22 protein-coding genes and 2 pseudogenes are annotated in these 18,965 nt (G+C 34.8%); all 24 read right to left on the bottom strand.

The window, feature by feature from the left end:
- Positions 1-7 precede the first annotated feature (7 nt).
- Positions 8-2,332 carry a TonB-dependent receptor gene (locus tag MY04_RS21925; RefSeq protein WP_066214380.1) on the bottom strand — a complete coding sequence of 775 codons (2,325 nt, stop codon included), beginning with the start codon at positions 2,330-2,332 and terminating at the stop codon, positions 8-10.
- Between the two features lie 105 nt (positions 2,333-2,437).
- On the bottom strand, positions 2,438-3,202 hold the full coding sequence (locus tag MY04_RS21920; RefSeq protein WP_066214378.1) for a LytR/AlgR family response regulator transcription factor: 765 nt from the start codon (positions 3,200-3,202) through the stop codon (positions 2,438-2,440).
- The gene (locus MY04_RS21915) at positions 3,199-4,263 is read right to left on the bottom strand and encodes a sensor histidine kinase (protein ID WP_158297842.1); all 1,065 of its coding nucleotides are present in this window, start codon (positions 4,261-4,263) and stop codon (positions 3,199-3,201) included. The genes MY04_RS21920 and MY04_RS21915 overlap by 4 nt, the downstream gene beginning before the upstream one ends.
- Positions 4,264-4,318: 55 nt before the next feature.
- The gene (locus tag MY04_RS21910; protein ID WP_066214374.1) at positions 4,319-4,966 is read right to left on the bottom strand and encodes an HAD family hydrolase; all 648 of its coding nucleotides are present in this window, start codon (positions 4,964-4,966) and stop codon (positions 4,319-4,321) included.
- A 117-nt stretch (positions 4,967-5,083) separates the two neighbouring features.
- The gene (locus tag MY04_RS21905; RefSeq protein WP_066214372.1) at positions 5,084-5,422 is read right to left on the bottom strand and encodes a DUF3024 domain-containing protein; all 339 of its coding nucleotides are present in this window, start codon (positions 5,420-5,422) and stop codon (positions 5,084-5,086) included.
- Between the two features lie 72 nt (positions 5,423-5,494).
- Positions 5,495-5,962: a DinB family protein gene (locus MY04_RS21900; protein WP_066214371.1), complete on the bottom strand. Its 468-nt coding sequence runs from the start codon at positions 5,960-5,962 to the stop codon at positions 5,495-5,497.
- On the bottom strand, positions 5,959-6,387 hold the full coding sequence (locus tag MY04_RS21895; protein WP_066214369.1) for a GNAT family N-acetyltransferase: 429 nt from the start codon (positions 6,385-6,387) through the stop codon (positions 5,959-5,961). Before MY04_RS21895 ends, MY04_RS21900 begins: the two co-directional genes overlap by 4 nt.
- Before the next feature lie 172 nt (positions 6,388-6,559).
- On the bottom strand, positions 6,560-7,570 hold the full coding sequence (locus tag MY04_RS21890) for a S1 family peptidase (RefSeq protein ID WP_066214367.1): 1,011 nt from the start codon (positions 7,568-7,570) through the stop codon (positions 6,560-6,562).
- A 183-nt stretch (positions 7,571-7,753) separates the two neighbouring features.
- A complete protein-coding gene (locus MY04_RS21885) occupies positions 7,754-8,632 on the bottom strand; it encodes an SDR family oxidoreductase (protein ID WP_066214365.1) in 879 nt (292 codons plus the stop codon).
- Positions 8,629-8,757, bottom strand: a complete 129-nt coding sequence (locus MY04_RS21880; RefSeq protein WP_158297841.1) for an SMR family transporter — start codon at positions 8,755-8,757, stop codon at positions 8,629-8,631. Before MY04_RS21880 ends, MY04_RS21885 begins: the two co-directional genes overlap by 4 nt.
- 93 nt (positions 8,758-8,850) lie before the next feature.
- Positions 8,851-9,393 carry a Crp/Fnr family transcriptional regulator gene (locus MY04_RS21875; RefSeq protein ID WP_084006061.1) on the bottom strand — a complete coding sequence of 181 codons (543 nt, stop codon included), beginning with the start codon at positions 9,391-9,393 and terminating at the stop codon, positions 8,851-8,853.
- An 89-nt stretch (positions 9,394-9,482) separates the two neighbouring features.
- Entirely contained in the window at positions 9,483-10,199 is a 717-nt protein-coding gene (locus MY04_RS21870) for a hypothetical protein (RefSeq protein ID WP_066214363.1), read from the bottom strand.
- Positions 10,200-10,615: 416 nt separating this feature from the next.
- Positions 10,616-11,167 carry a hypothetical protein gene (locus MY04_RS21865; RefSeq protein ID WP_066214361.1) on the bottom strand — a complete coding sequence of 184 codons (552 nt, stop codon included), beginning with the start codon at positions 11,165-11,167 and terminating at the stop codon, positions 10,616-10,618.
- A gap of 87 nt (positions 11,168-11,254) precedes the next feature.
- Positions 11,255-11,392 carry a hypothetical protein gene (locus tag MY04_RS21860; protein ID WP_158297840.1) on the bottom strand — a complete coding sequence of 46 codons (138 nt, stop codon included), beginning with the start codon at positions 11,390-11,392 and terminating at the stop codon, positions 11,255-11,257.
- A gap of 37 nt (positions 11,393-11,429) precedes the next feature.
- The gene (locus MY04_RS21855) at positions 11,430-11,918 is read right to left on the bottom strand and encodes a hypothetical protein (protein WP_066214359.1); all 489 of its coding nucleotides are present in this window, start codon (positions 11,916-11,918) and stop codon (positions 11,430-11,432) included.
- Positions 11,919-12,212: 294 nt separating this feature from the next.
- Positions 12,213-13,334, bottom strand: a pseudogene (gene tnpC, locus MY04_RS28190) (IS66 family transposase).
- 54 nt (positions 13,335-13,388) lie between these two features.
- Positions 13,389-13,640, bottom strand: a pseudogene (locus tag MY04_RS28355) (transposase domain-containing protein); the annotation flags it as partial.
- 24 nt (positions 13,641-13,664) lie between these two features.
- On the bottom strand, positions 13,665-14,006 hold the full coding sequence (tnpB, locus tag MY04_RS21840) for an IS66 family insertion sequence element accessory protein TnpB (protein WP_066207003.1): 342 nt from the start codon (positions 14,004-14,006) through the stop codon (positions 13,665-13,667).
- Positions 14,006-14,293, bottom strand: a complete 288-nt coding sequence (gene tnpA / locus MY04_RS21835; RefSeq protein WP_066207778.1) for an IS66 family insertion sequence element accessory protein TnpA — start codon at positions 14,291-14,293, stop codon at positions 14,006-14,008. The genes tnpB (MY04_RS21840) and tnpA (MY04_RS21835) overlap by 1 nt, the downstream gene beginning before the upstream one ends.
- Before the next feature lie 74 nt (positions 14,294-14,367).
- Positions 14,368-15,558, bottom strand: a complete 1,191-nt coding sequence (locus MY04_RS21830; protein ID WP_066214354.1) for a hypothetical protein — start codon at positions 15,556-15,558, stop codon at positions 14,368-14,370.
- A 365-nt stretch (positions 15,559-15,923) separates the two neighbouring features.
- Positions 15,924-17,351, bottom strand: coding sequence for an IS66 family transposase (gene tnpC / locus MY04_RS21825; RefSeq protein ID WP_169055547.1), 1,428 nt, complete (start codon positions 17,349-17,351; stop codon positions 15,924-15,926).
- Between the two features lie 24 nt (positions 17,352-17,375).
- Positions 17,376-17,717, bottom strand: a complete 342-nt coding sequence (gene tnpB / locus MY04_RS21820; RefSeq protein ID WP_066215954.1) for an IS66 family insertion sequence element accessory protein TnpB — start codon at positions 17,715-17,717, stop codon at positions 17,376-17,378.
- Positions 17,717-18,004, bottom strand: a complete 288-nt coding sequence (gene tnpA / locus MY04_RS21815; RefSeq protein WP_066214348.1) for an IS66 family insertion sequence element accessory protein TnpA — start codon at positions 18,002-18,004, stop codon at positions 17,717-17,719. Before tnpA (MY04_RS21815) ends, tnpB (MY04_RS21820) begins: the two co-directional genes overlap by 1 nt.
- 246 nt (positions 18,005-18,250) lie before the next feature.
- Positions 18,251-18,940: a hypothetical protein gene (locus tag MY04_RS21810; RefSeq protein WP_066214346.1), complete on the bottom strand. Its 690-nt coding sequence runs from the start codon at positions 18,938-18,940 to the stop codon at positions 18,251-18,253.
- Positions 18,941-18,965 lie beyond the last annotated feature (25 nt).

Raw genomic sequence — 18,965 nt, 5'->3', positions numbered from 1 at the left:
ATTGATTCTAGAATTTAAAGTTATATGTTACCGACGGTACCCACTTAAATAATGAGGTCTGCACCGCTTCCGTTTTTGATGGATCTTCTTCACTTGGTCGGAAATCGATGGTGTAAGCGTTCTCCCTTCCGTAAGCATTGTAAAGAGAGAAGTTCCAGCTCGATTCGAATTTATCGGTCTTTTTTCTGATCCATGTGACTGCTAAATCCAATCGATGATAATCCGGCATTCTGTAACCATTTCTTTCTGTGTAATAAGGCACAACTTTGCCATCCACTTCGTACCTTCCAGATGGGAAAGTGATGGCATCGCCGGTATAATAAATGAAGTTACCTGATAAAGTCACTTTTGGCGACAATTGATAAATAGCCACTAAATTGATGTCGTGAATTCGGTCCTGTCTTGCTGCAAACCACTGTCCTTGATTAATCTCGTCAAATTTTTGTTCGGAACGAGACAGAGTATAACCTAGCCAACCGGTAAAGCGACCTTTATTCTTTTTAATCATAAACTCAGCACCATAGGCCCTGCCTACACCATAGACCAAATCGCCTTCTACATAGTCGTTTAAGAATACATTTGCTCCCGTTTTATAGTCAATCACATTGTTCATATCCTTATAGTACACTTCTACTGAGGTCTCGAACATGTTGTCTTTTAGATTTCTGAAGTATCCCAATGAGATCTGTTCTGCTTCCTGAGGTTTCACATTATTCGAACTCATAATCCAAGTATCAGTTGGTGATGATGATGTAGAGTTCGTTAACATGTGCAGGTATTGATAATTCTTATTATATCCCAATTTTACTGAGCTTACCGAGTTGATCAAATAGTTGGCCGACAACCTTGGTTCCCAACCACCATAGTATTGCATCAACTCTCCATCACTGTATTCTTTGGCGCCAATCACTTCTCCTTTATCGTTAAATTCATACTCTGTTCCATTGCCTAAACCTTGGAATAAAGAGTATCGGATACCGTAATTCACACTAAATCGATCTGTAATTTTAAACTCATCTTGGATATAGATAGCCCCTTCGATTCCATATTTATCGGGAGCATTACTAGAGTTCACACCTGAATTAGCACCTCCAGTTAAATTTCCCGGCTCTATTTTATGATGAATAGCATTTACACCAAACTTCAGTGTATGTTTCGAGGAGGCAAAAAAGGTAAAATCTTGTTTGAAGTTAAAGTCTTCGATCACCGATTCTAATGCTCTTCTTTCGTCTCCACTTCCAAAAGCAAACTCATAATTGTAGTTACTGTAAATCAAAGAAGTGTTTGAAAATAGTTTGCTATTGAATACGTGATTCCAACGTACTGTACCTGTTCGGTTACCGTAATTGATACCCATTGTATTATCGAAACCAAATTTATCATCACCAAAATAACCGGAGATGAATATTCTGTCTTTCTCCGATATTTTATAATTGGCTTTTAAGTTAAGATCGTAAAAGTAGAGGTTGGACTTACTCAAGCTCTCATCACTTGATAAGCCTAAGAATAAATCGGCGTACGTTCTACGTCCGGAAATCATGAAAGAACCTTTGTCTTTCACAATTGGTCCTTCTACGGTAAGTCTTGAGGCGATGGTACCTATTCCACCTTGCACATTGTATTCTTTTGTGTTTCCTTCCTTCATTCTGATGTCTAAAACAGAGGAAGTTCTCCCTCCATATTCCGGCATCATTCCACCTTTATATAAACTTGCTCCTTTGATGACGTCCCCGTTGAAAACAGAGAAAAAACCAAGTAAGTGAGAAGGATTATAGACCGGGGCTTCATCAAGTAGTACCAAGTTTTGATCGAGGCCGCCTCCTCTTACATAGAAACCCGAGTTTCCTTCTCCAGAGGTTTTTACACCGGGTTGTGTTTGCATCACTTTTATGATATCCACTTCCCCTCCAAAAGTTGGTAAGGCTTTAATTTCTTGTGCATCTAATTTTGTGACACTACCCACATTGCTCGTTACATTTTGATCGTCGGGTTCTGCAGTAATGACCACCTCATCTAAGTTTTTAGCGGTAGGCTGAAGTTCCAAAGAGATTGTAATGTTTTTATTGAGTGTAATGGGTTTTTCGATTTTGTCATAACCGATATACTGATAAATAAGGGTGTGATCTCCTTCGGGTAAGCTTAAAGAATAATACCCATACGTATTGGCTGTGGCCCCCGTAGAAGTCTGTTCTTTTACCGTAACAGTGGCAAATGGAAGGTCCTCTCCATTACTGCCATCGGTAATTTGGCCACTAATTGTAAATTTATTTTGCCCGTGTAATTGATATGAAAAAATAATCCCAAAAAGGAATACTACTAATTTATTGTGCATTGAAGTCGATAGATGATTTCCTCAAATATCTTCGTTATTCCCTTTTACTTTGATGAAAATTTAGATGAAACGGGCCAATCGAACTCCGAAACGGGCAAGAGGATTCTACTCTTGTAACCACCTTAAAAAATCGCTCGCTTTTGCTTTACTCACTACGATCTGATCGGGTACATTTTTCAACTTTGTTTCTACTAATAATTTCCTTGCAAAGTATTTAGATACATGGTCAATGGCTTCTCTATTGACCAAAAACTGTCGATTGACTCTGTAAAATGTATTTCCAAGATTAGATTCTAAAGTATCTAAGGACTGATCGGTTACGTATTTCTGATTGTCGAAAGTATAGATATAAGTGATGCCTGCTTCTAGATAAGAATAGGCTATCTCTGTGGTATTGATTGGAATGATCTTCTCTCCTTTGAATATCAAAATATTCTTCTTTACCGTATTTTTTGATGCCCCTCTTAATTCTGCAATTATATTCGAAAAATCTTCTCTAATAGGTTGCTTTTGAGACATCATTCGGTTAACCTTTTCTAAGGTATTTCCTATTGTATTATTATCAAACGGTTTTAAAATGTAATCAATGCCATTCACCTTAAAGGCTTCCAAAGCATATTCATCGTAAGCGGTACAAAAAACGACGGGCACTTTGCAATTGATCTCATCAAAGATTTCAAAACTTAAACCGTCGGGCAGCTGTATATCCGAAAAGAACAGATCGGGCATAGGGTGTTCATTTAAATAATTGATGGATTCTTCCACCGTAGTCAGCTTCGCCACCACCTCGTTATCTGTATTATAATTGATGATTAAAGACTCCAATTCTTCTGCCATCAAATATTCGTCTTCAATAATTACAATTTTCATTTTTTGATTGTGTTAAAAGTCACTTCAAATTGTTTGGCTTCTTGATGATGAACGATGCTTAGTGAATCGTTTTTCAAGAGCTCAAAACGTTTTCTCAAATTATCTAAACCTGTTCCTGTTGTCTCATCATTAGTTCTTTTAGGTATCACATTATTACTAAAAGTAATACTATTATCCTCATTTAACCTTAACTCAATTACTAATGGATTTTGCTTCGTAAAGGCATTATGCTTAATCGCATTTTCGGCCAATGACTGAAGCGTAACCACAGGTAGGTACTCATTATTGATTACCTCTTGAGGCAAAAGGTTGTGAAAGGTGATGGAATTCGCGAACCTCACTTTCTGCAATTCTATGTAATTCTGACAAAATTCCAATTCGTCTTTAATCAGCGATATGTCTTTGGCTGTTTCCGTTATGGAAAATCGTAGATAAGAGGAAAGTCGAACCAAGTAATCCTCGGCGGCACCTTGTTCTCTTTTTATTAAAAGTTTTAGCGTATTGAGGGCATTGAAAATAAAATGAGGATGGATTTTATTCTTTAGTTGTTCTTGCTGAGTAACATATTGTGCTAATTCCAGTTTGGTTTTATCGAGTTCCAACTGTGCTTTTTCGTGTCGTCCCGTTATTAAGCGATATAAAATGAGGATAAATGTATTGTTAGCAGTAGCGGCTACAAAGGGATAATAACTGAACATTTTAAAATCGATGGGGTTCATTTCCATCCGTCTTATTTGTGAGAATAACACCGCCACAAACATAAATGCATAAGAAAAAATGTATTTATACTTCTTGTTTATTTCCCTCCCCAATTGATTATCTGCATAGCTAAATAACCAAATATTGAGCATCCATTCTATAAATACAAAGAATGATATACCCACTAATGCCTTTATAACATTGAATTCGTTGATATAGAAATTCTCCAATTGAACATCTTTTACCGAGGTAACAAAAAGAATCATTGGTGTAATGGTATAGACACCAATAATTGGAGAGGTAATTAACGCCAATCGGATTAATGCTTTTTTTTGTCCGTTTTTAAAGGTTTGGTTTTGCAATTCCTTGTGAAGATTAGCCAATAAAATGATAATCCTCACAAGGTACATCAAGATTTTAAATTTTAGTAACCAACCAAGTTTTAAATTCCTCAATGGTTTTAAAGACTTTATCGGCTCTTAATGCTTCCAATTTTCCAACTTCAGTAGCTTCTGCCCATCCGGCTCCAACGACTGCAATTCCAACTTGTCGGCTTGCAGTAATATCACTTGGGGCATCACCTACATAGATCATCTCTTCTTTTGGAATTTCTTTAAAATAGTCGACTACTTTTTCCATACCTTCTGGCTTGCTCGGGCCAGTAGGGATACCCGTTTCTATGATTTCAAAATAGTCTGTCAACCCAAATTTATCCAAGGAAATCTCTGTACTATATTTCCCTTTCCCTGTGACCATGGCAATACGGATTTGTTTCTCTTGAAGCAAGTTGAGTACTTCTAGCATCCCATCGAAAGGCGATGGACAAATATCATGATACTCTTCATAGTAGGCTAGATAATCTGCCACCCCTTTGTCGTAGTGATTTGGGGCTAAGGCCATGATAGTTCCTTCTTCTGAAGGGCCAAAAGTAGCCATAATTTCGGCATCAGAAACTTGTTGGTCAATAAGTGGTTCGATGGATTGTCTGAAAGCTTGGATACATAAAGGAACTGTATCCCCGATAGTTCCGTCTAAATCAAAAATTACTGCTTTGATCTTTCTCATTTTATTAGGTTTTAGGTCAGATTTGTTTGTCTACTAAAAATAACCAATTGAGAAAGTTATAGCAATTGTTTTGTATTAATATTTGATGAACTGTAATGTGATTATTAAAAGCATTTTCTAACCAAAGAAACAACCGTAGTCATCTTCATTTAATATTTTAAATACTTCTTCTATTGTGTTCACCTCGGGACAAGGTTCATAAGATTCCCACTTACCACTTGCTCTTTTCCAATAGATCTTCCAAAGGTCTCTAGATTTAATAAATCTTGATCTTACTACTGAATTTTCTATGAATTCATTTTCGTTGTCCCATCGTGGTCTTCTCTCAAAAACTTCTAATACATTTTTTTCAAATATATATCCGATATCCACTTGATTTCTCACTTCGTGAGGTGGGCGAATGGATTCAACGAAATCACTTATTTTCTTTTCGACTAAACTTACTGTTTTACTCATACTGTAAATATAGTGATTACAACTTCTCTAATAATTTTTTATTCCTGTTCAAAAGATATTTGTTATCTCCAATTAAGCTTTAATCAATTTCTTTATCAACACTATTTGTCCCAAATGATAATAGTTGTGCTCTATAATCACATCGATATTTCTTTCTAAAGTTCCATATTTCGGATCAACGAAAGGCCCATGAATTTCATCATCGGAAAATGAGGAAACCAAAGAGATAAGTGCTTCTGAGTTTTCACAAAACGTAGCTATTCTTTCCTTCCAAGTTTCTTCATTGATGATTTGCGGTGCATCAAAACTATATTTATCCTTAATATTTAACTGATTGGTTTTGAATGCTTCCATAATTCCAGCATTATAATAGTTTAAATGATACACCAAGTCGCCGATACTATTTAATCCGTTCACTTTTCGAGAAGCTTGCTCCCAAGTTAGATCAAGTATCTGAGATTTAACGTTGGTTCCTGTTACCCATTTTCCTTCTGTAAGTATTTCTTTTAATTTTTCTGATAGATAGTTTCCTTTACTCATTTTAAGTCTTTAGTTAAATAGTGAGAAGCATGACCTTTCGGTCGGTCATTAATTGTGGCTATATGATGATAGCCCATTTTTTCATAAAAAGGCTTTGCTTGCCAACTTGTAGTTTCAACAAATGCTTTTCCACATCCATGTTCGACAGCAAATTTTTCGGCAGAATCAATTAGTTCTTTGCCCACTCCTTTACCTCTACATTCTTCTGAAAGCCACAGTAATTCGATATGTAAAGTATTCCAAAAACAAATAGCTCGAATTCCTCCGATCACTTCTTGGTCATCATTTCTAACAAACACAAAAAACTTCACCTCTTTTTCGATGGGTTCCAGATCAGGTACTTTGTCGTTATTAAAGTTGATGATCCCTTGGCTTATTGTTTTAGCATCTTGCTCGTTTGGTTGAGTGGTTATTTCTAAGTTCATTTTTAGCTTTTATGATTGATATCAAAAAGTAGTTTAGTTGATATGAAGCTAAGAAAAAAAGTGATATGATGAAAATGAAATAGGTTATCACATAATTAAATGAAACAACCTATTTCTAAACCTTTTATCAATAGAGAAGATATTAAAACATCTCTACAATTGTAATTCATCTTTATTCTTCATCATTCATCACTGAAGATATCCAATCGTAAGAGGTGGATACTCTTGTGTAGATACTAATGTCTCCATAACTACCATCTACATGGCCTTCGAAGACGTTACTTGCCCCTCCACCTAATATACCAGATACTTTCCAAGCACCATCCGTATCTTTGAGAAATAAGGGCCCTCCACTATCGCCTGATACTGTTGTTGCTTCGTACTCCATTGGTTCAGGATCTGAAGTACCTTCACCTAGAATTTTTTCGTCTGCATTCACAATATCATCACCAAGCGAATTGATGGTCTTCCCTGGATTATCAAAATCGAAAGCCACTAATCCACCAGAATAAGTGACGCCATTCACAGAAGTCTCCAAACCTTCCTGAAGCCTATCCAAAACATTTTCCATAGCGTGTTTTTTTGAATCCATGGTTTTATCTTGACCCTCCAATTTAGAGTAATCTCCAAAACCACAAATCCATACTTTATTTCCCAATGTTTCGGTTTTGTCTGTAAATAATTGTGCTGGAGTGATATCAGCTATAGCACTCGAAACTTTTACTAAACACAAGTCGTTGGCATCGCTATAATTTTGATCCCAATTTAACCATGTAGGATGAATGTAAATCGATTCTACAGTATATGTTGTATCCGGATTATTGGGATCGTTTCCTACGCGAATTGTAATGCCCGATACAGGTGCCGGATTACTTTGTTCTGACTTATCATAAAAATTATGGCCTGCAGTGAGAATCCATTCCTCGTCAATCACCACTCCGGAAGCGGTGTAATCGTATTCATCCGTCCCATCTAAACTATATTTAAATTGAACTACTGTTCTAAAATCAGGATTTTCGGGACTAACGGTAGCAGCAAGACTTTCGTATTCAGATAGTTCTTTATCGTGACGAATGCCGAAGGTGTTTTCTTCTACTGGATCAGGATCATTGGTTTCGTTATCATCACAGGAGATAAATACAAAAAAGGATAAACCAAAAAATAATAGATGCTTAAGTTTCATAGTGTGGGTTATTATCAAATAATTAGGTGAACTATTCTATTAAAATAATTGTTTCCCTACTTTTTCTGAAACTTAAATAAGTAAAGTGATATGTTTTATCCGCAATGGATAAAACATATCAGTTATTCAGCAATTAATCGGTCTCTTACTCTCATTAATGCAAATCCTAAAAGGTTTGGGATTTTATCGACCAACGATTGTCTTAGCAAAATCATCAATAGTTAATTCTGGCTCACCTAATATTTCCCATGTCTTTTGGGAAACTTGTTCCTCTTTCAACTGCTCAACATACGTCAACATATGTTCCATAAATTGTTCATCTTCTTTTGTAGGCAAACCCAAGTGTGGAATGATATCCAATGGGTACTCCATCACTTTGATGTCTGAATTATAAATACCAACAAACTTTTTGGCTGCTTCTGGGAAACTTACTCCCTCTTTACCTTGAATGGTAAATGCTTTGTTGTATGCTTCTTTATTATCAATGGCATTAAAAATATTCCCTGCCAATTGAGTAGTATTGGTAAAATATACTGGGTAAGAGTGGTTACCGATGATCGCGAACTCTTGTTCCTGAATAAAGCTCGGGAAGGAATCTAGGAAAACAGAACAATGGAAAAAAGTATAGTATATGCCTGAATTTTTAAGGTATTCCATTGCCGGCTTTCTGATGAGATTGGTTTTGTATTCCATTCCCGTGGTGGCAAATTCTGGGTGAGAAGAATCAATACCGACGATTTGCATAATATGCTGAATACCTAACTCTTTGCTCACATCTATCACATTGATAATACCTTCTCGCTCTGCATGAGAAGGTGCATCGACATTCCAAGTGGTGGTATTTAAATTGAGATAAACGGTTTTTGATCCAATTAAAGCTTCTTTTAAACTCTCTTTATTGGCTACATCTCCATAAACCACTTCGACGCTGTCTGGAAGAATTTCTTTTGCTTTTTGAATATCTCTAACTACTGCTTTGACCTGAACGCCTAAACTATTTAATTTCTTTGTAATCGGTAAACCAAGTGTACCCGTAGCGCCAATAATTGTGATGTTTTTCATAGTGTTGTTTTTGTGTTAAAAAAGCCCACCACTCCTTTCCAATTGGTAAAGCCATCCGAAAGCTTCATGGAAGTAGTAAATCCTACTTCGAAAAGTCCTGAAAGTATTAAGTAAATCCAACTCATATTCTTTTTTAAAGGTTATGACACAAAACTAGAGTTGGAAAAGGTGATTTCTTTTTACATATGTAAAAAGTTATTTTTCTGCTCGAATTCTACTTAGGGTGACTTGTGTAATCCTAAATACGAAGCAATGTGTCCAAGCTTTACTCTCTGAAGAATCCCAGGAAACTTATCGATAAGAGAATGATACCTCGTTTTGGCATCAGAAGTTTGCGATAAGAATATTTGTTGTTCCATTTCCAAAAGTGCTTGCTCGGCAAGTCTTCTTCCGAAATTGGCTAAATCGATATGGGTAGCATACAGTTCTTGCAATGTCGAATTACTGATTTTTAAAAGTGTGGTATCTTCAAGCAATTCAATATTTTCTAATGAGGGATGTGCATGAATAAAGTTCCCTAATGAAACCGCAATATCTCCTTCAAATCCAAACCATACAGAAACATCCTTCCCTTCTTTATTGAAATAATAACTCCTAACGGCCCCTTTTTCAATAAAATATACACTATGATCCACCTGTCCTTCTTTCAAAATCAATTCGCCTTTTTGTTTCTCAATAAGTGACATGTGAGATCGAAGAATTTCGAAATTCTCTTCTGAAAGTGCATAGCGGTTAGTGAAGGTTTCTTTTATGGAATGCATGTAGATGAAAGTTTGACAAGACTGTATTAAATGATCCGAAACTTAAGAAAAGTTATTGATAATGCTAACTAAGATCAAGATTAAAAAAATTAATCACCACCATCTCCTCCTCCATCTCCATCTCCACCACCACCGTCTCCATCTCCATCGCTACCATCACAAAAATCTACAAAATCACCACCTCCCGAATCTATGTAATCGTATTTATCTCGATAATCTGTCAATTGATTAATCAATAAATCAACTTCAAGGTTGTTGAATAAGTTTAAGAGAATATCTTTATCTTTTTTAATATCTCTCGGATTTAGTAGAGTAAGATCGATTTTATGACTTTTAAGAAACTGGATTTCCTCTTCATTTAATTCACTAAAGTGAGCAAGACCAGTACTCAATTTTTTAATATGTTTTTTGAGCTTTGATCTTTCGACAACACCTTTATCTGAATACCTTTTACCAAATAATAATGTCACAAAAAAATTCCTATCCTCTAGAAGAGTAGTTAAACGCCAGCTATTATCGAATAAAATTTCTTTGTAACGATAAAATCTATACAGAATCCTTCCGAGTTTCATTTTATAGTCATCAAAATAAAGAAATTGACCCTCTTCTTTTACAAGAGGTAATAAAAGAAGAGATTCATATTTTCTGAATTTTTCTGTAGAGGATTGAAGTTGAATTCCGTGTACATCAATTTTAATAACCTCTTTTAAATGTAACTCAAATAAGGTTTTCCAAATTAGTTCACTTGCAGAAACATTATAATCTAATAAATATAGTTTTTCACCTATTGTTAGTTGATCGAGCATAGTTGATAAATTGAATGAAAGAAGTTTTTCTTTGTTTTATAATTTAAAAATAGATATTCCTTTGATAGAAATTGATATTGCTAATAATCAAATAGTCCTCCATAGTATGGGAATACCACTGAGGCTTGGAGTAGTAACTAATAAAAGTACTCTGATAGTTCGTAGCCGAGGGGATGAATCCCCTCGTTAAGGAAAATATACCTCCAAGAAATATCAAAAATTCTAAATCATGATCGATAAAAGTATTTATTAGACTCTCCCAAATGGGTTTAAACCCATTTGGGAATTTATTACGCGAGTCTTTTTATTTTGTGATGTTTAGATAGATATCAATAGTAAGGTGGACTAGTTTACTTAACGAGGGGTTTCAACCCCTCGAGCTTGCGTTCATATCTTTAAAAATTCATATTCTCAGATCACGTAAAAAAGTAAGGCCAAATGATAAACAAAGTCGCCACCACTGAAAATCCAATTGTTTTCAAGCTTATCATACTCTCAATATTATAACTATTTTTTACTTCTGATTTGATTAGAATCGAAATAAATCCACCATAAAATAACAACACAACGATGTAAGTAATGAGCGATGTTTGAGGAAATAAACTATCCAAGGCTGGAATTCCGCTTGGTTCGGAGTTCCAATTCAAAAAGAGGAGTCCTAAAGTGCTTACGGCAGAATAAGTTAGATAAGAAGTCAACAAAATCCATCCTATCTTTTTTCTTAAGCCAAATAATAACGTTGCAGAAGGAAGCAATATAAAAGGTAGTAAAACCTCGAGTACACTTAGATCCCAACTACCTAAGTCTCCAGATAACAAATACAGCACAAACCCCATTTCCTTAAATAGTTTTGCAATAGTAATGACTCCAAAAACTATTGTTGTCAAACGTATCAATTTTTCCGTGGAAGGAGATGATTCTTGAATTGGATGAATTGTTTTAAATACTCCCGTAAAAACTTCTTTCACATTTCTTCCAATAGCTGCTTTCTGTTCGAATCTTAATTTTTTCTCCTCTTTCTCTTTATCAAAAAGAGATTTTGCTTCTTTTTGTTCTTAGACTGAAATATTTCTTTCTTCTATTTCAGCTTCAGCAGCTTCGATTGCAATAGGCTGATATTCTGATTTGTTCTCGATTATTCTTAATAAATCTATGTTTGAAAAAGATTTATAGCGTTCCTTAAATTCATTCATGTAATTTTAGTTATTATGTTTTAGTTTGCTTTTAGATCTAGTTTTCTAAGTAATCCTCCAATCTTTCATCAAATCTTGGGTCTTCCCCAAAAGCATTTGTTGGAGGTAAACCAAATTTAATTTTAAAATTAATATTTGGATAAGTGTACACTCTATCGCAACCAAAAGAAGAATATTTATCCCAAAACCAGAATCCATAGATTATTTCTCCATCCAGTACCATTGCCATAGGAAGACCGACTAGTGGAATTTCCAGATCCTCTAATTTTTGTTTTGCCTTTTCAGTTAGTATTATTTGTTGATTGGTATAATTAAACTCTTTTATATCTTTTTCCGTCAGAAGTGGTTTATCAAATAAATCTGATACTTCTAGATCTAGACAGAAACGACAATTTGGATTTTCATCTTTTGTAAAGTCCGGTAACTGTTTTTTCACTTGATAGATTTCAATTCCTGTTTCGACTGAATGAGATTGACATGATACAAATAATATGACAAATAGAATGTTGAATATATTTCTAAGCATGGATTATAGATAAAGTAATTCTTTTTTTCGGAAGAGATTGGATAATATTAGAAGCATAACCAAGCATTTGTCGGCTATGCTTTCATATTTTATTTTAATTTTGAAGTAACCCGAATTCCCAAAAATTATTTTTTGATCTATCCTTTTAAACAAAAAAATCGTTCAGAAGAATATAACATATCTCTTCATTAATTTTCTTGAGGCATTCTTGGTATAAACTCTAATATGCATTAATTATTGAACACTTTCCTTTGTTTTATTTTCAGGGTAAGCAATCGCCCATCCCGCTAAATACTACTTCACCGGCAGTAATTCCTCAATTTTATTGATCGGCTGATCATCTATTTTTTCTAGCGTTGATTTTAGCCATTCAAAAGGTTCAATGTCGTTCATTTTGGCTGTTGCAAAAAAGGCATAGAACATGGCAGCTTGTTTTGCTCCTTCTTCATTTCCTGCAAACATGTAATTTTTTCGACCAATAGCAAGTGGACGAATTTTATTTTCTATGGGGTTATTATCAATCAAAAGTTTACCGTCAGTTAAGTACATTCGGAGTCCTTTTTCTCTATTGAGAAGATAATGTATTGCTTTTCCTAACTGAGATTTAGGTAAGACGGTTAGCTTTTTTGCCCACTCAAAAAGTGTATTGATTACTGGAAGAGCATACTTTTGCCTTTGCTGATAGATGATTTTTGGATTAGATTCTTCTTTCAGTGATTTTTCCAGTTCGTAGAGCTGGCCAATAAGGTTCACCGCCTCCAATGCCCTTTTATCTCCACCTTTATGTGCTTCAAAAAAGTATCGACGTGCGTGGGCCCAACAATTGAGCTGTGTAATTGTTGTTGTCTGATCAAAATAATCGTAAGCTTTATAGCCATCGGTTTGAGCATAACCTGAAAAATTATGCAGATGTTCTTTTAAATATTTCCGATCTCGACCGCTTGCATAATGAATCGATAATAATTTGGCTTTAGGATCAAGGTAATACCACATATATCCTTGGTGTGGTTTTCCTTTTTTACCTGTTCCCATCACCTTTATGGTCGATTCATCGATTTGAAGGTAGTTACTTTGCTGTATTTTTTTGAGTGAGTGTGTCGTATAAAATACTCAGTTTATCCGCCGTTCTTTTTGTAAGTCTATGAGCGTTGTATTTTTTAGATAAACACCTTGTCTTTCAAATTGCTTGATAAAACGATGGATGGGGATATGATCGATAAATTTACTCACGACCATCTGTGCGGCTAAACTTGCCGATGTACTTGACTTAGGAAATGGTAAATCTGATGGTAAATTTGCTTGACTAAACTCGCTGTTCTCTTGATCTGCATCACGAACGTAACGAGGGCGAATAATTCTACGAACGAATAAACGGGCAGGCTCGCATTCGAGTACTTCAGTGACATCTTCACCCACTTTATGCCATCCATCCAAATCGTGATCAGGTTCAATCACTTCTTCTACACGTTCCAGATGCTCAGGTAAAGCTGTTCGTACAGGCTTTTTCTTTTTGCGTTTGTGAGCAGGAACGGTAATCTCCTGAGAAGGCTCCGTTTTCTGCTCTTTGTCTTGAGCGAAAATAGAGAGCTGATTATCGGGTATATCCGCTTGTTTTCGTTTCTCTGATTTAGAACCGTAAAGCATACTTTGAAGCATTGACAACTGTGTCTTCAGTTGTGCATTTTCTTGTTCTAAATTCGCTATTTTATCATCCTTACTCACCTTACAAAAGTAGCGATTTTAATACTAAAAACGTACTTTTTGACCTCTTTTTTCTAAAGAAATACCTTCAATTATCATCATAATTTCTGTCGAAGATAAAGAGATGTTTTTCTGTTTGTCGAACCCTTTTGGAAGCTCAAACCGACCTTTTTCCAAACGTTTATAATACAATGAAAAACCGCCTTTTTCAAACCGAAGCAGTTTCAATTTATCTTTACTTCGATTAATAAAAACGAAAATATCTCCATTAGTCACATCCAGTTCCATTAAAGAAATAACGATATTACTCAACCCATTAAACCCTTTTCGCATATCTGTAAATTTACTGTACAGGTAAATACGATCTGTATTACGAAGAGATAACATTAGAAAAAATGAATTGCTTCTTTTAATAGTTCTCGATCTGAAAGATGGAGTTTTACTCCATTGGGATATTCGAGAGTAACGGTCTTAACGGTCTGTTCAACCTTCTTCGGTACTTTGACAGGGATGAAACTCCCCTTAGCTGGATTTGTATTTTCTTTACGTTGTTTTACTACCCAATAATGAAAAGTGGATAGCTTAATTGAATGAAGTTGACAATAAGCTTTTTGTTGTAAACCACTAGTTTTCCATGATGCTATATGAGCATACATTTCTGCTTTTTTTGACATAATATCTACGTTTTAATGATGACGTAAAATTAAGTCAGGAATTTGAGGCATAATAGATGGGGATGGGCGACTGCTTACTTTTCAGGTTGATATTCAACAAGTTTAGCACTTGGTATGATTTTCTTTATTTCTTCTAAGCTTTTTTCAGCTGGGGCTAACTCGTCATAAAATCGATAGACTACTATTGATTTTGTATTATTACCAAGATTTAGAACATGGGGTACATCAAGTCCTAACCATAGGTATGTCAAAACACCATTCAGCTCTTTAACAACGTCTGGAAGGTTTTGGAATTCCTCAAATTTTTGTTGATTAGCAAATGTAGAATCAGTAATAATTTCTGGAACTTCTATGTAATAAATCTTTTCAAAACTATAGTCGATTGTGGAGATAGAACCTAATATATTTTTCACCACTTTAGAAAATCTTGTAGTATCTTCAGATGCAAACTTTTTATGGTAACTTATGTCTGTTTGATTTGGATATGCTTCTACATACAAACCTCCAACGATATGATTATTAACTTGATTACTTTTAACAAGGTGAACATCGACAAGAGGAGTAAGAGCTTCCTTTAAAATTTCTAAAGCTTTAGAATTATATTGATTTTGAGGATATTTTGTAATCAACTTTTCTACTAGAGGGATAATTTTTAATTGTTCCTCCAAATCTAAAAAGGGGTATTCAGAACCTCTAGAGGCACTGTATAAATTTTCAATTTGATTTTTTAATAGATCTGGTTCATTAGCTAATTTTTCAATCAGGTCCGTGAGCAATGGAGCCTTACCAAGTTCGAAAAACATCCCTTCTGCTTCCACTATTTCAATTCCCAATTTTTCGAACTCATTATATGTATCCTCGGTTAGCCCTGTTTCCATGAATTCATATAATCTATTATCGCTCATTAGAAGGCTCACCAATTTGTCTCTAGATGCTAAGGCAAGGTTTACTTCTTCAATTGTTTTTATACTGTCTCGATTACTTAAAGTTTGTAGTAAATAATTATACTGCTCAAAAGCCTTTTCATTGTTCTTTATAAAGCTTCTGATATTTTCTTCTGGAACATATACTTTCTTTTCAATTGTCTTTTCTTCAACAACTTCATTGGTTATTTTTTGTTCAATAACTATCTCATCATTATTATTTGCCACATCCTCCTGCTTTGGCAAATCATCACAACTAGATAAGGTAAATCCAACAGAAAAACATAATATCAGACTTTTGGTTAAAGGATGTTTTGATACTTGTAAAAGTTTAGAAATCATAATTTTTTTATATAGTTTACAATGCTAATTTAGTTTTAAGCCCATTCAAATAATTTGAAGTTTGCTATTCAATACCTTAAAGATTATTTCAATTTACATATATATGTATTACAAAACAAGATTCGGTTTTAATAGAAAAATATTTTGGAAAGTTATTCTAATATTAAGAAATAGACATATAACTAAGTTTATCATGTGTTGATATTCACTTAATTAAATTTTTATCCCTTTCTGCTTAAATTTGTCTATGATAACTGATCAAGTTTTTTTTAAAATTCTCACATATCAACCGTTACATTTGGAATGCGAACAAACATATATTTATATATGTTTCTAATGTAAGCAGTCGCCCATCCCGCTATATACTACTTCACCGGCAGTAATTCCTCAATTTTATTGATTGGCTGATCATCTATTTTTTCTAGCGTTGATTTTAGCCATTCAAAAGGTTCAATGTCGTTCATTTTGGCTGTTGCAAAAAAGGCATAGAACATGGCAGCTTGTTTTGCTCCTTCTTCATTTCCTGCAAACATGTAATTTTTTCGACCAATAGCAAGTGGACGAATTTTATTTTCTATGGGGTTGTTATCAATCAAAAGTTTACCGTCAGTTAAGTACATTCGGAGTCCTTTTTCTCTATTGAGAAGATAATGTATTGCTTTTCCTAATTGGGATTTTGGTAATACGGTTAGTTTTTTTGCCCACTCAAAAAGTGTATTGATTACTGGAAGAGCATACTTTTGCCTTTGCTGATAGATGATTTTTGGATTAGATTCTTCTTTCAGTGATTTTTCCAGTTCGTAGAGCTGACCAATAAGGTTCACCGCCTCCAATGCCCTTTTATCTCCACCTTTATGTACTTCAAAAAAGTATCGACGTGCGTGGGCCCAACAATTGAGCTGTGTAATTGTTGTTGTCTGATCAAAATAATCGTAAGCTTTATAGCCATCGGTTTGAGCATAACCCGAAAAATTATGCAGATGTTCTTTTAAATATTTCCGATCTCGGCCACTTGCATAATGAATCGATAATAATTTGGCTTTAGGATCAAGGTAATACCACATATATCCTTGGTGTGGTTTTCCTTTTTTACCTGTTCCCATCACCTTTATGGTCGATTCATCGATTTGAAGGTAGTTACTTTGCTGTATTTTTTGAGTGAGTGTGTCGTATAAAATACTCAGTTTATCCGCCGTTCTTTTTTGTAAGTCAATCAGCGTCGTGTTTTTTAGATAAACACCTTGTCTTTCAAATTGCTTGATAAAACGATGGATGGGGATATGATCGATAAATTTACTTACGACCATCTGTGCGGCTAAACTTGCCGATGTACTTGACTTAGGAAATGGTAAATCTGAAGGTAAATTTGCCTGACTAAACTCGCTGTTCTCTTGATCTGCATCACGAACGTAACGAGGGCGAATAATTCTACGAACATATAAACGAGCAGGTTCGCATTCGAGTACTTCCGTTACATCTTCACCCACTTTATGCCATCCATCCAAATCGTGATTTGGTTCGATCACTTCTTCTACGCGTTCCAAATGCTCTGGTAAAGCTGTTCGTACAGGCTTTTTCTTTTTGCGTTTGTGAGCAGGAACGGTAATCTCCTGAGAAGGCTCCGTTTTCTGCTCTTTGTCTTGAGCGAAAATAGAGAGCTGATTATCGGGTATATCCGTTTGTTTTCGTTTCTCTGATTTAGAACCGTAAAGCATACTTTGAAGCATTGACAACTGTGTCTTCAGTTGTGCATTTTCTTGTTCTAAATTCGCTATTTTATCATCCTTACTCACTTTACAAAAATAGCGATTTTAATGCTAAAAACGTACTTTTTGACCTCTTTTTTCTAAAGAAATACCTTCAATTATCATCATCATTTCCGTGGAGGTTAGTGCTATATTTTTGCGTTCTCCAAAACCTTTAGGAAGTTCAAACCTACCTCTTTCCAGTCTTTTATAGTATAAACAAAAACCTCCTCTTTCAAACCTAAGAAGTTTAATCTTGTCTTTACTCCGGTTGATAAAAACAAAGATATCTCCACTTGTTACCGATAAATCCATCGTAGAAATAATGATATTACTCAAACCATTAAACCCTTTTCTCATATCTGTAAATTTACTGTACAGGTAAATACGATCTGTATTACGAAGAGATAACATTAGAAAAAATGAATTGCTTCTTTTAATAATTCTCGATCTGAAAGATGGAGTTTTACTCCATTGAGATATTCGAGAGTAACGGTCTTAACGGTCTGTTCAACCTTCTTCGGTACTTTGACAGGGATGAAACTCCCCTTAGCTGGATTTGTATTTTCTTTACGTTGTTTTACTACCCAATAATGAAAAGTGGATAGCTTAATTGAATGAAGTTGACAATAAGCTTTTTGTTGTAAACCACTAATTTTCCATGATGCTATATGAGCATACATTTCTGCTTTTTTTGACATAATATCTACGTTTTAATGATGACGTAAAATTAAGTCAGGAATTTGAGGCATAATAGATGGGGATGGGCGACTGCTTACGTTTTATTCTCTCAATTTCGATTTCGTCCAAATCATATTTTGACAATTCTGCTAGCATGGTCATTATCCCAGTCAGTTTATGACTCCAAAACCAAAACCTGTATTCAATCTTTTCTTTCATTTTAATGCTTGCCAACGGTTTGTATATGGCTTTGTTAGGCAATATTTTTATTTGTTCATTAATTCTTCTAATTCGCTCTTTTGACCTTTAAAAATCTTAAAAAAGTCGGTTGGTTTATCAGCAATCAATTTTACTCTTTCCACATGGTCGTGATTTAATCTATAGACTTTTCCCTTTTTATCCACCGCAACATAATTTCCATCTTCCATATCCAAGATCGTATAGAACAACTTTTCATCAAAGTCAATTTCAAATGTGTTATCAAGGTCCAAAAGGTCAATTTGCTCTTTGCTTAGGGATTTCAATATTTTTTCAGCTGTTTTACGGTCTGGATTTTCCTTTTCCAGATGCTCAAGTTCTATATCTCTTTTCTGAATTTTATTAAGGTCAAACGTCCTATGGAAGTATTCGGGATTGGTTATTTCGATTTTGGTCAAACCGTCAGATTGGTAATACAATTTGATAGGTTGATACATGTTTTCTTGTTTGTTGAGAACTGATATTCCAGTCAAGTTGAAGCAAGTCTTATGGTTTCTGTTGATGATTTCAAATTCCTTCGGGTTGTATCCGCGTGATATGTAAATGCCTTTTGGTTCTTGCATAAAGCTGATTCCGTAAATTTTCGAAAGTCCGATTGCTGTCTTAATTTGAGGCATTTCAAATTCCAACAATTCAGCTATTCTAAGTCCGAACTGTTCAATATGCTTCTTTTTTGTCTTTCGATTAAATACACTCATTTCTAATATTGCCTAACGTTGAGTG

The organism is Flammeovirga sp. MY04 (assembly GCF_001682195.2).
Classification (GTDB): domain Bacteria; phylum Bacteroidota; class Bacteroidia; order Cytophagales; family Flammeovirgaceae; genus Flammeovirga; species Flammeovirga yaeyamensis.
The sequence above is the reverse complement of the archived record's forward strand: the minus strand, read 5'-3'. Positions and strand labels throughout refer to the sequence as shown.

Coding starts and splice junctions, on each gene's coding strand:
- MY04_RS21860 (WP_158297840.1), bottom strand. CDS start 11,392: ATGAATGAATTTAAGGAACGCTATAAATCTTTTTCAAACATAGATTTA.
- tnpB (WP_066207003.1), bottom strand. CDS start 14,006: ATGTTATCTCTTCGTAATACAGATCGTATTTACCTGTACAGTAAATTT.
- MY04_RS21890 (WP_066214367.1), bottom strand. CDS start 7,570: ATGAAACTTAAGCATCTATTATTTTTTGGTTTATCCTTTTTTGTATTT.
- MY04_RS21920 (WP_066214378.1), bottom strand. CDS start 3,202: ATGAAAATTGTAATTATTGAAGACGAATATTTGATGGCAGAAGAATTG.
- MY04_RS21910 (WP_066214374.1), bottom strand. CDS start 4,966: ATGAGAAAGATCAAAGCAGTAATTTTTGATTTAGACGGAACTATCGGG.
- MY04_RS21885 (WP_066214365.1), bottom strand. CDS start 8,632: ATGAAAAACATCACAATTATTGGCGCTACGGGTACACTTGGTTTACCG.
- MY04_RS21900 (WP_066214371.1), bottom strand. CDS start 5,962: ATGAGTAAAGGAAACTATCTATCAGAAAAATTAAAAGAAATACTTACA.
- MY04_RS21870 (WP_066214363.1), bottom strand. CDS start 10,199: ATGCTCGATCAACTAACAATAGGTGAAAAACTATATTTATTAGATTAT.
- MY04_RS21830 (WP_066214354.1), bottom strand. CDS start 15,558: ATGATTTCTAAACTTTTACAAGTATCAAAACATCCTTTAACCAAAAGT.
- MY04_RS21875 (WP_084006061.1), bottom strand. CDS start 9,393: ATGCATTCCATAAAAGAAACCTTCACTAACCGCTATGCACTTTCAGAA.
- MY04_RS21855 (WP_066214359.1), bottom strand. CDS start 11,918: ATGCTTAGAAATATATTCAACATTCTATTTGTCATATTATTTGTATCA.
- tnpB (WP_066215954.1), bottom strand. CDS start 17,717: ATGTTATCTCTTCGTAATACAGATCGTATTTACCTGTACAGTAAATTT.
- MY04_RS21880 (WP_158297841.1), bottom strand. CDS start 8,757: ATGAGTTGGATTTACTTAATACTTTCAGGACTTTTCGAAGTAGGATTT.
- tnpA (WP_066207778.1), bottom strand. CDS start 14,293: ATGTCAAAAAAAGCAGAAATGTATGCTCATATAGCATCATGGAAAACT.
- MY04_RS21905 (WP_066214372.1), bottom strand. CDS start 5,422: ATGAGTAAAACAGTAAGTTTAGTCGAAAAGAAAATAAGTGATTTCGTT.
- MY04_RS21925 (WP_066214380.1), bottom strand. CDS start 2,332: ATGCACAATAAATTAGTAGTATTCCTTTTTGGGATTATTTTTTCATAT.
- tnpA (WP_066214348.1), bottom strand. CDS start 18,004: ATGTCAAAAAAAGCAGAAATGTATGCTCATATAGCATCATGGAAAATT.
- MY04_RS21895 (WP_066214369.1), bottom strand. CDS start 6,387: ATGAACTTAGAAATAACCACTCAACCAAACGAGCAAGATGCTAAAACA.
- MY04_RS21810 (WP_066214346.1), bottom strand. CDS start 18,940: ATGAGTGTATTTAATCGAAAGACAAAAAAGAAGCATATTGAACAGTTC.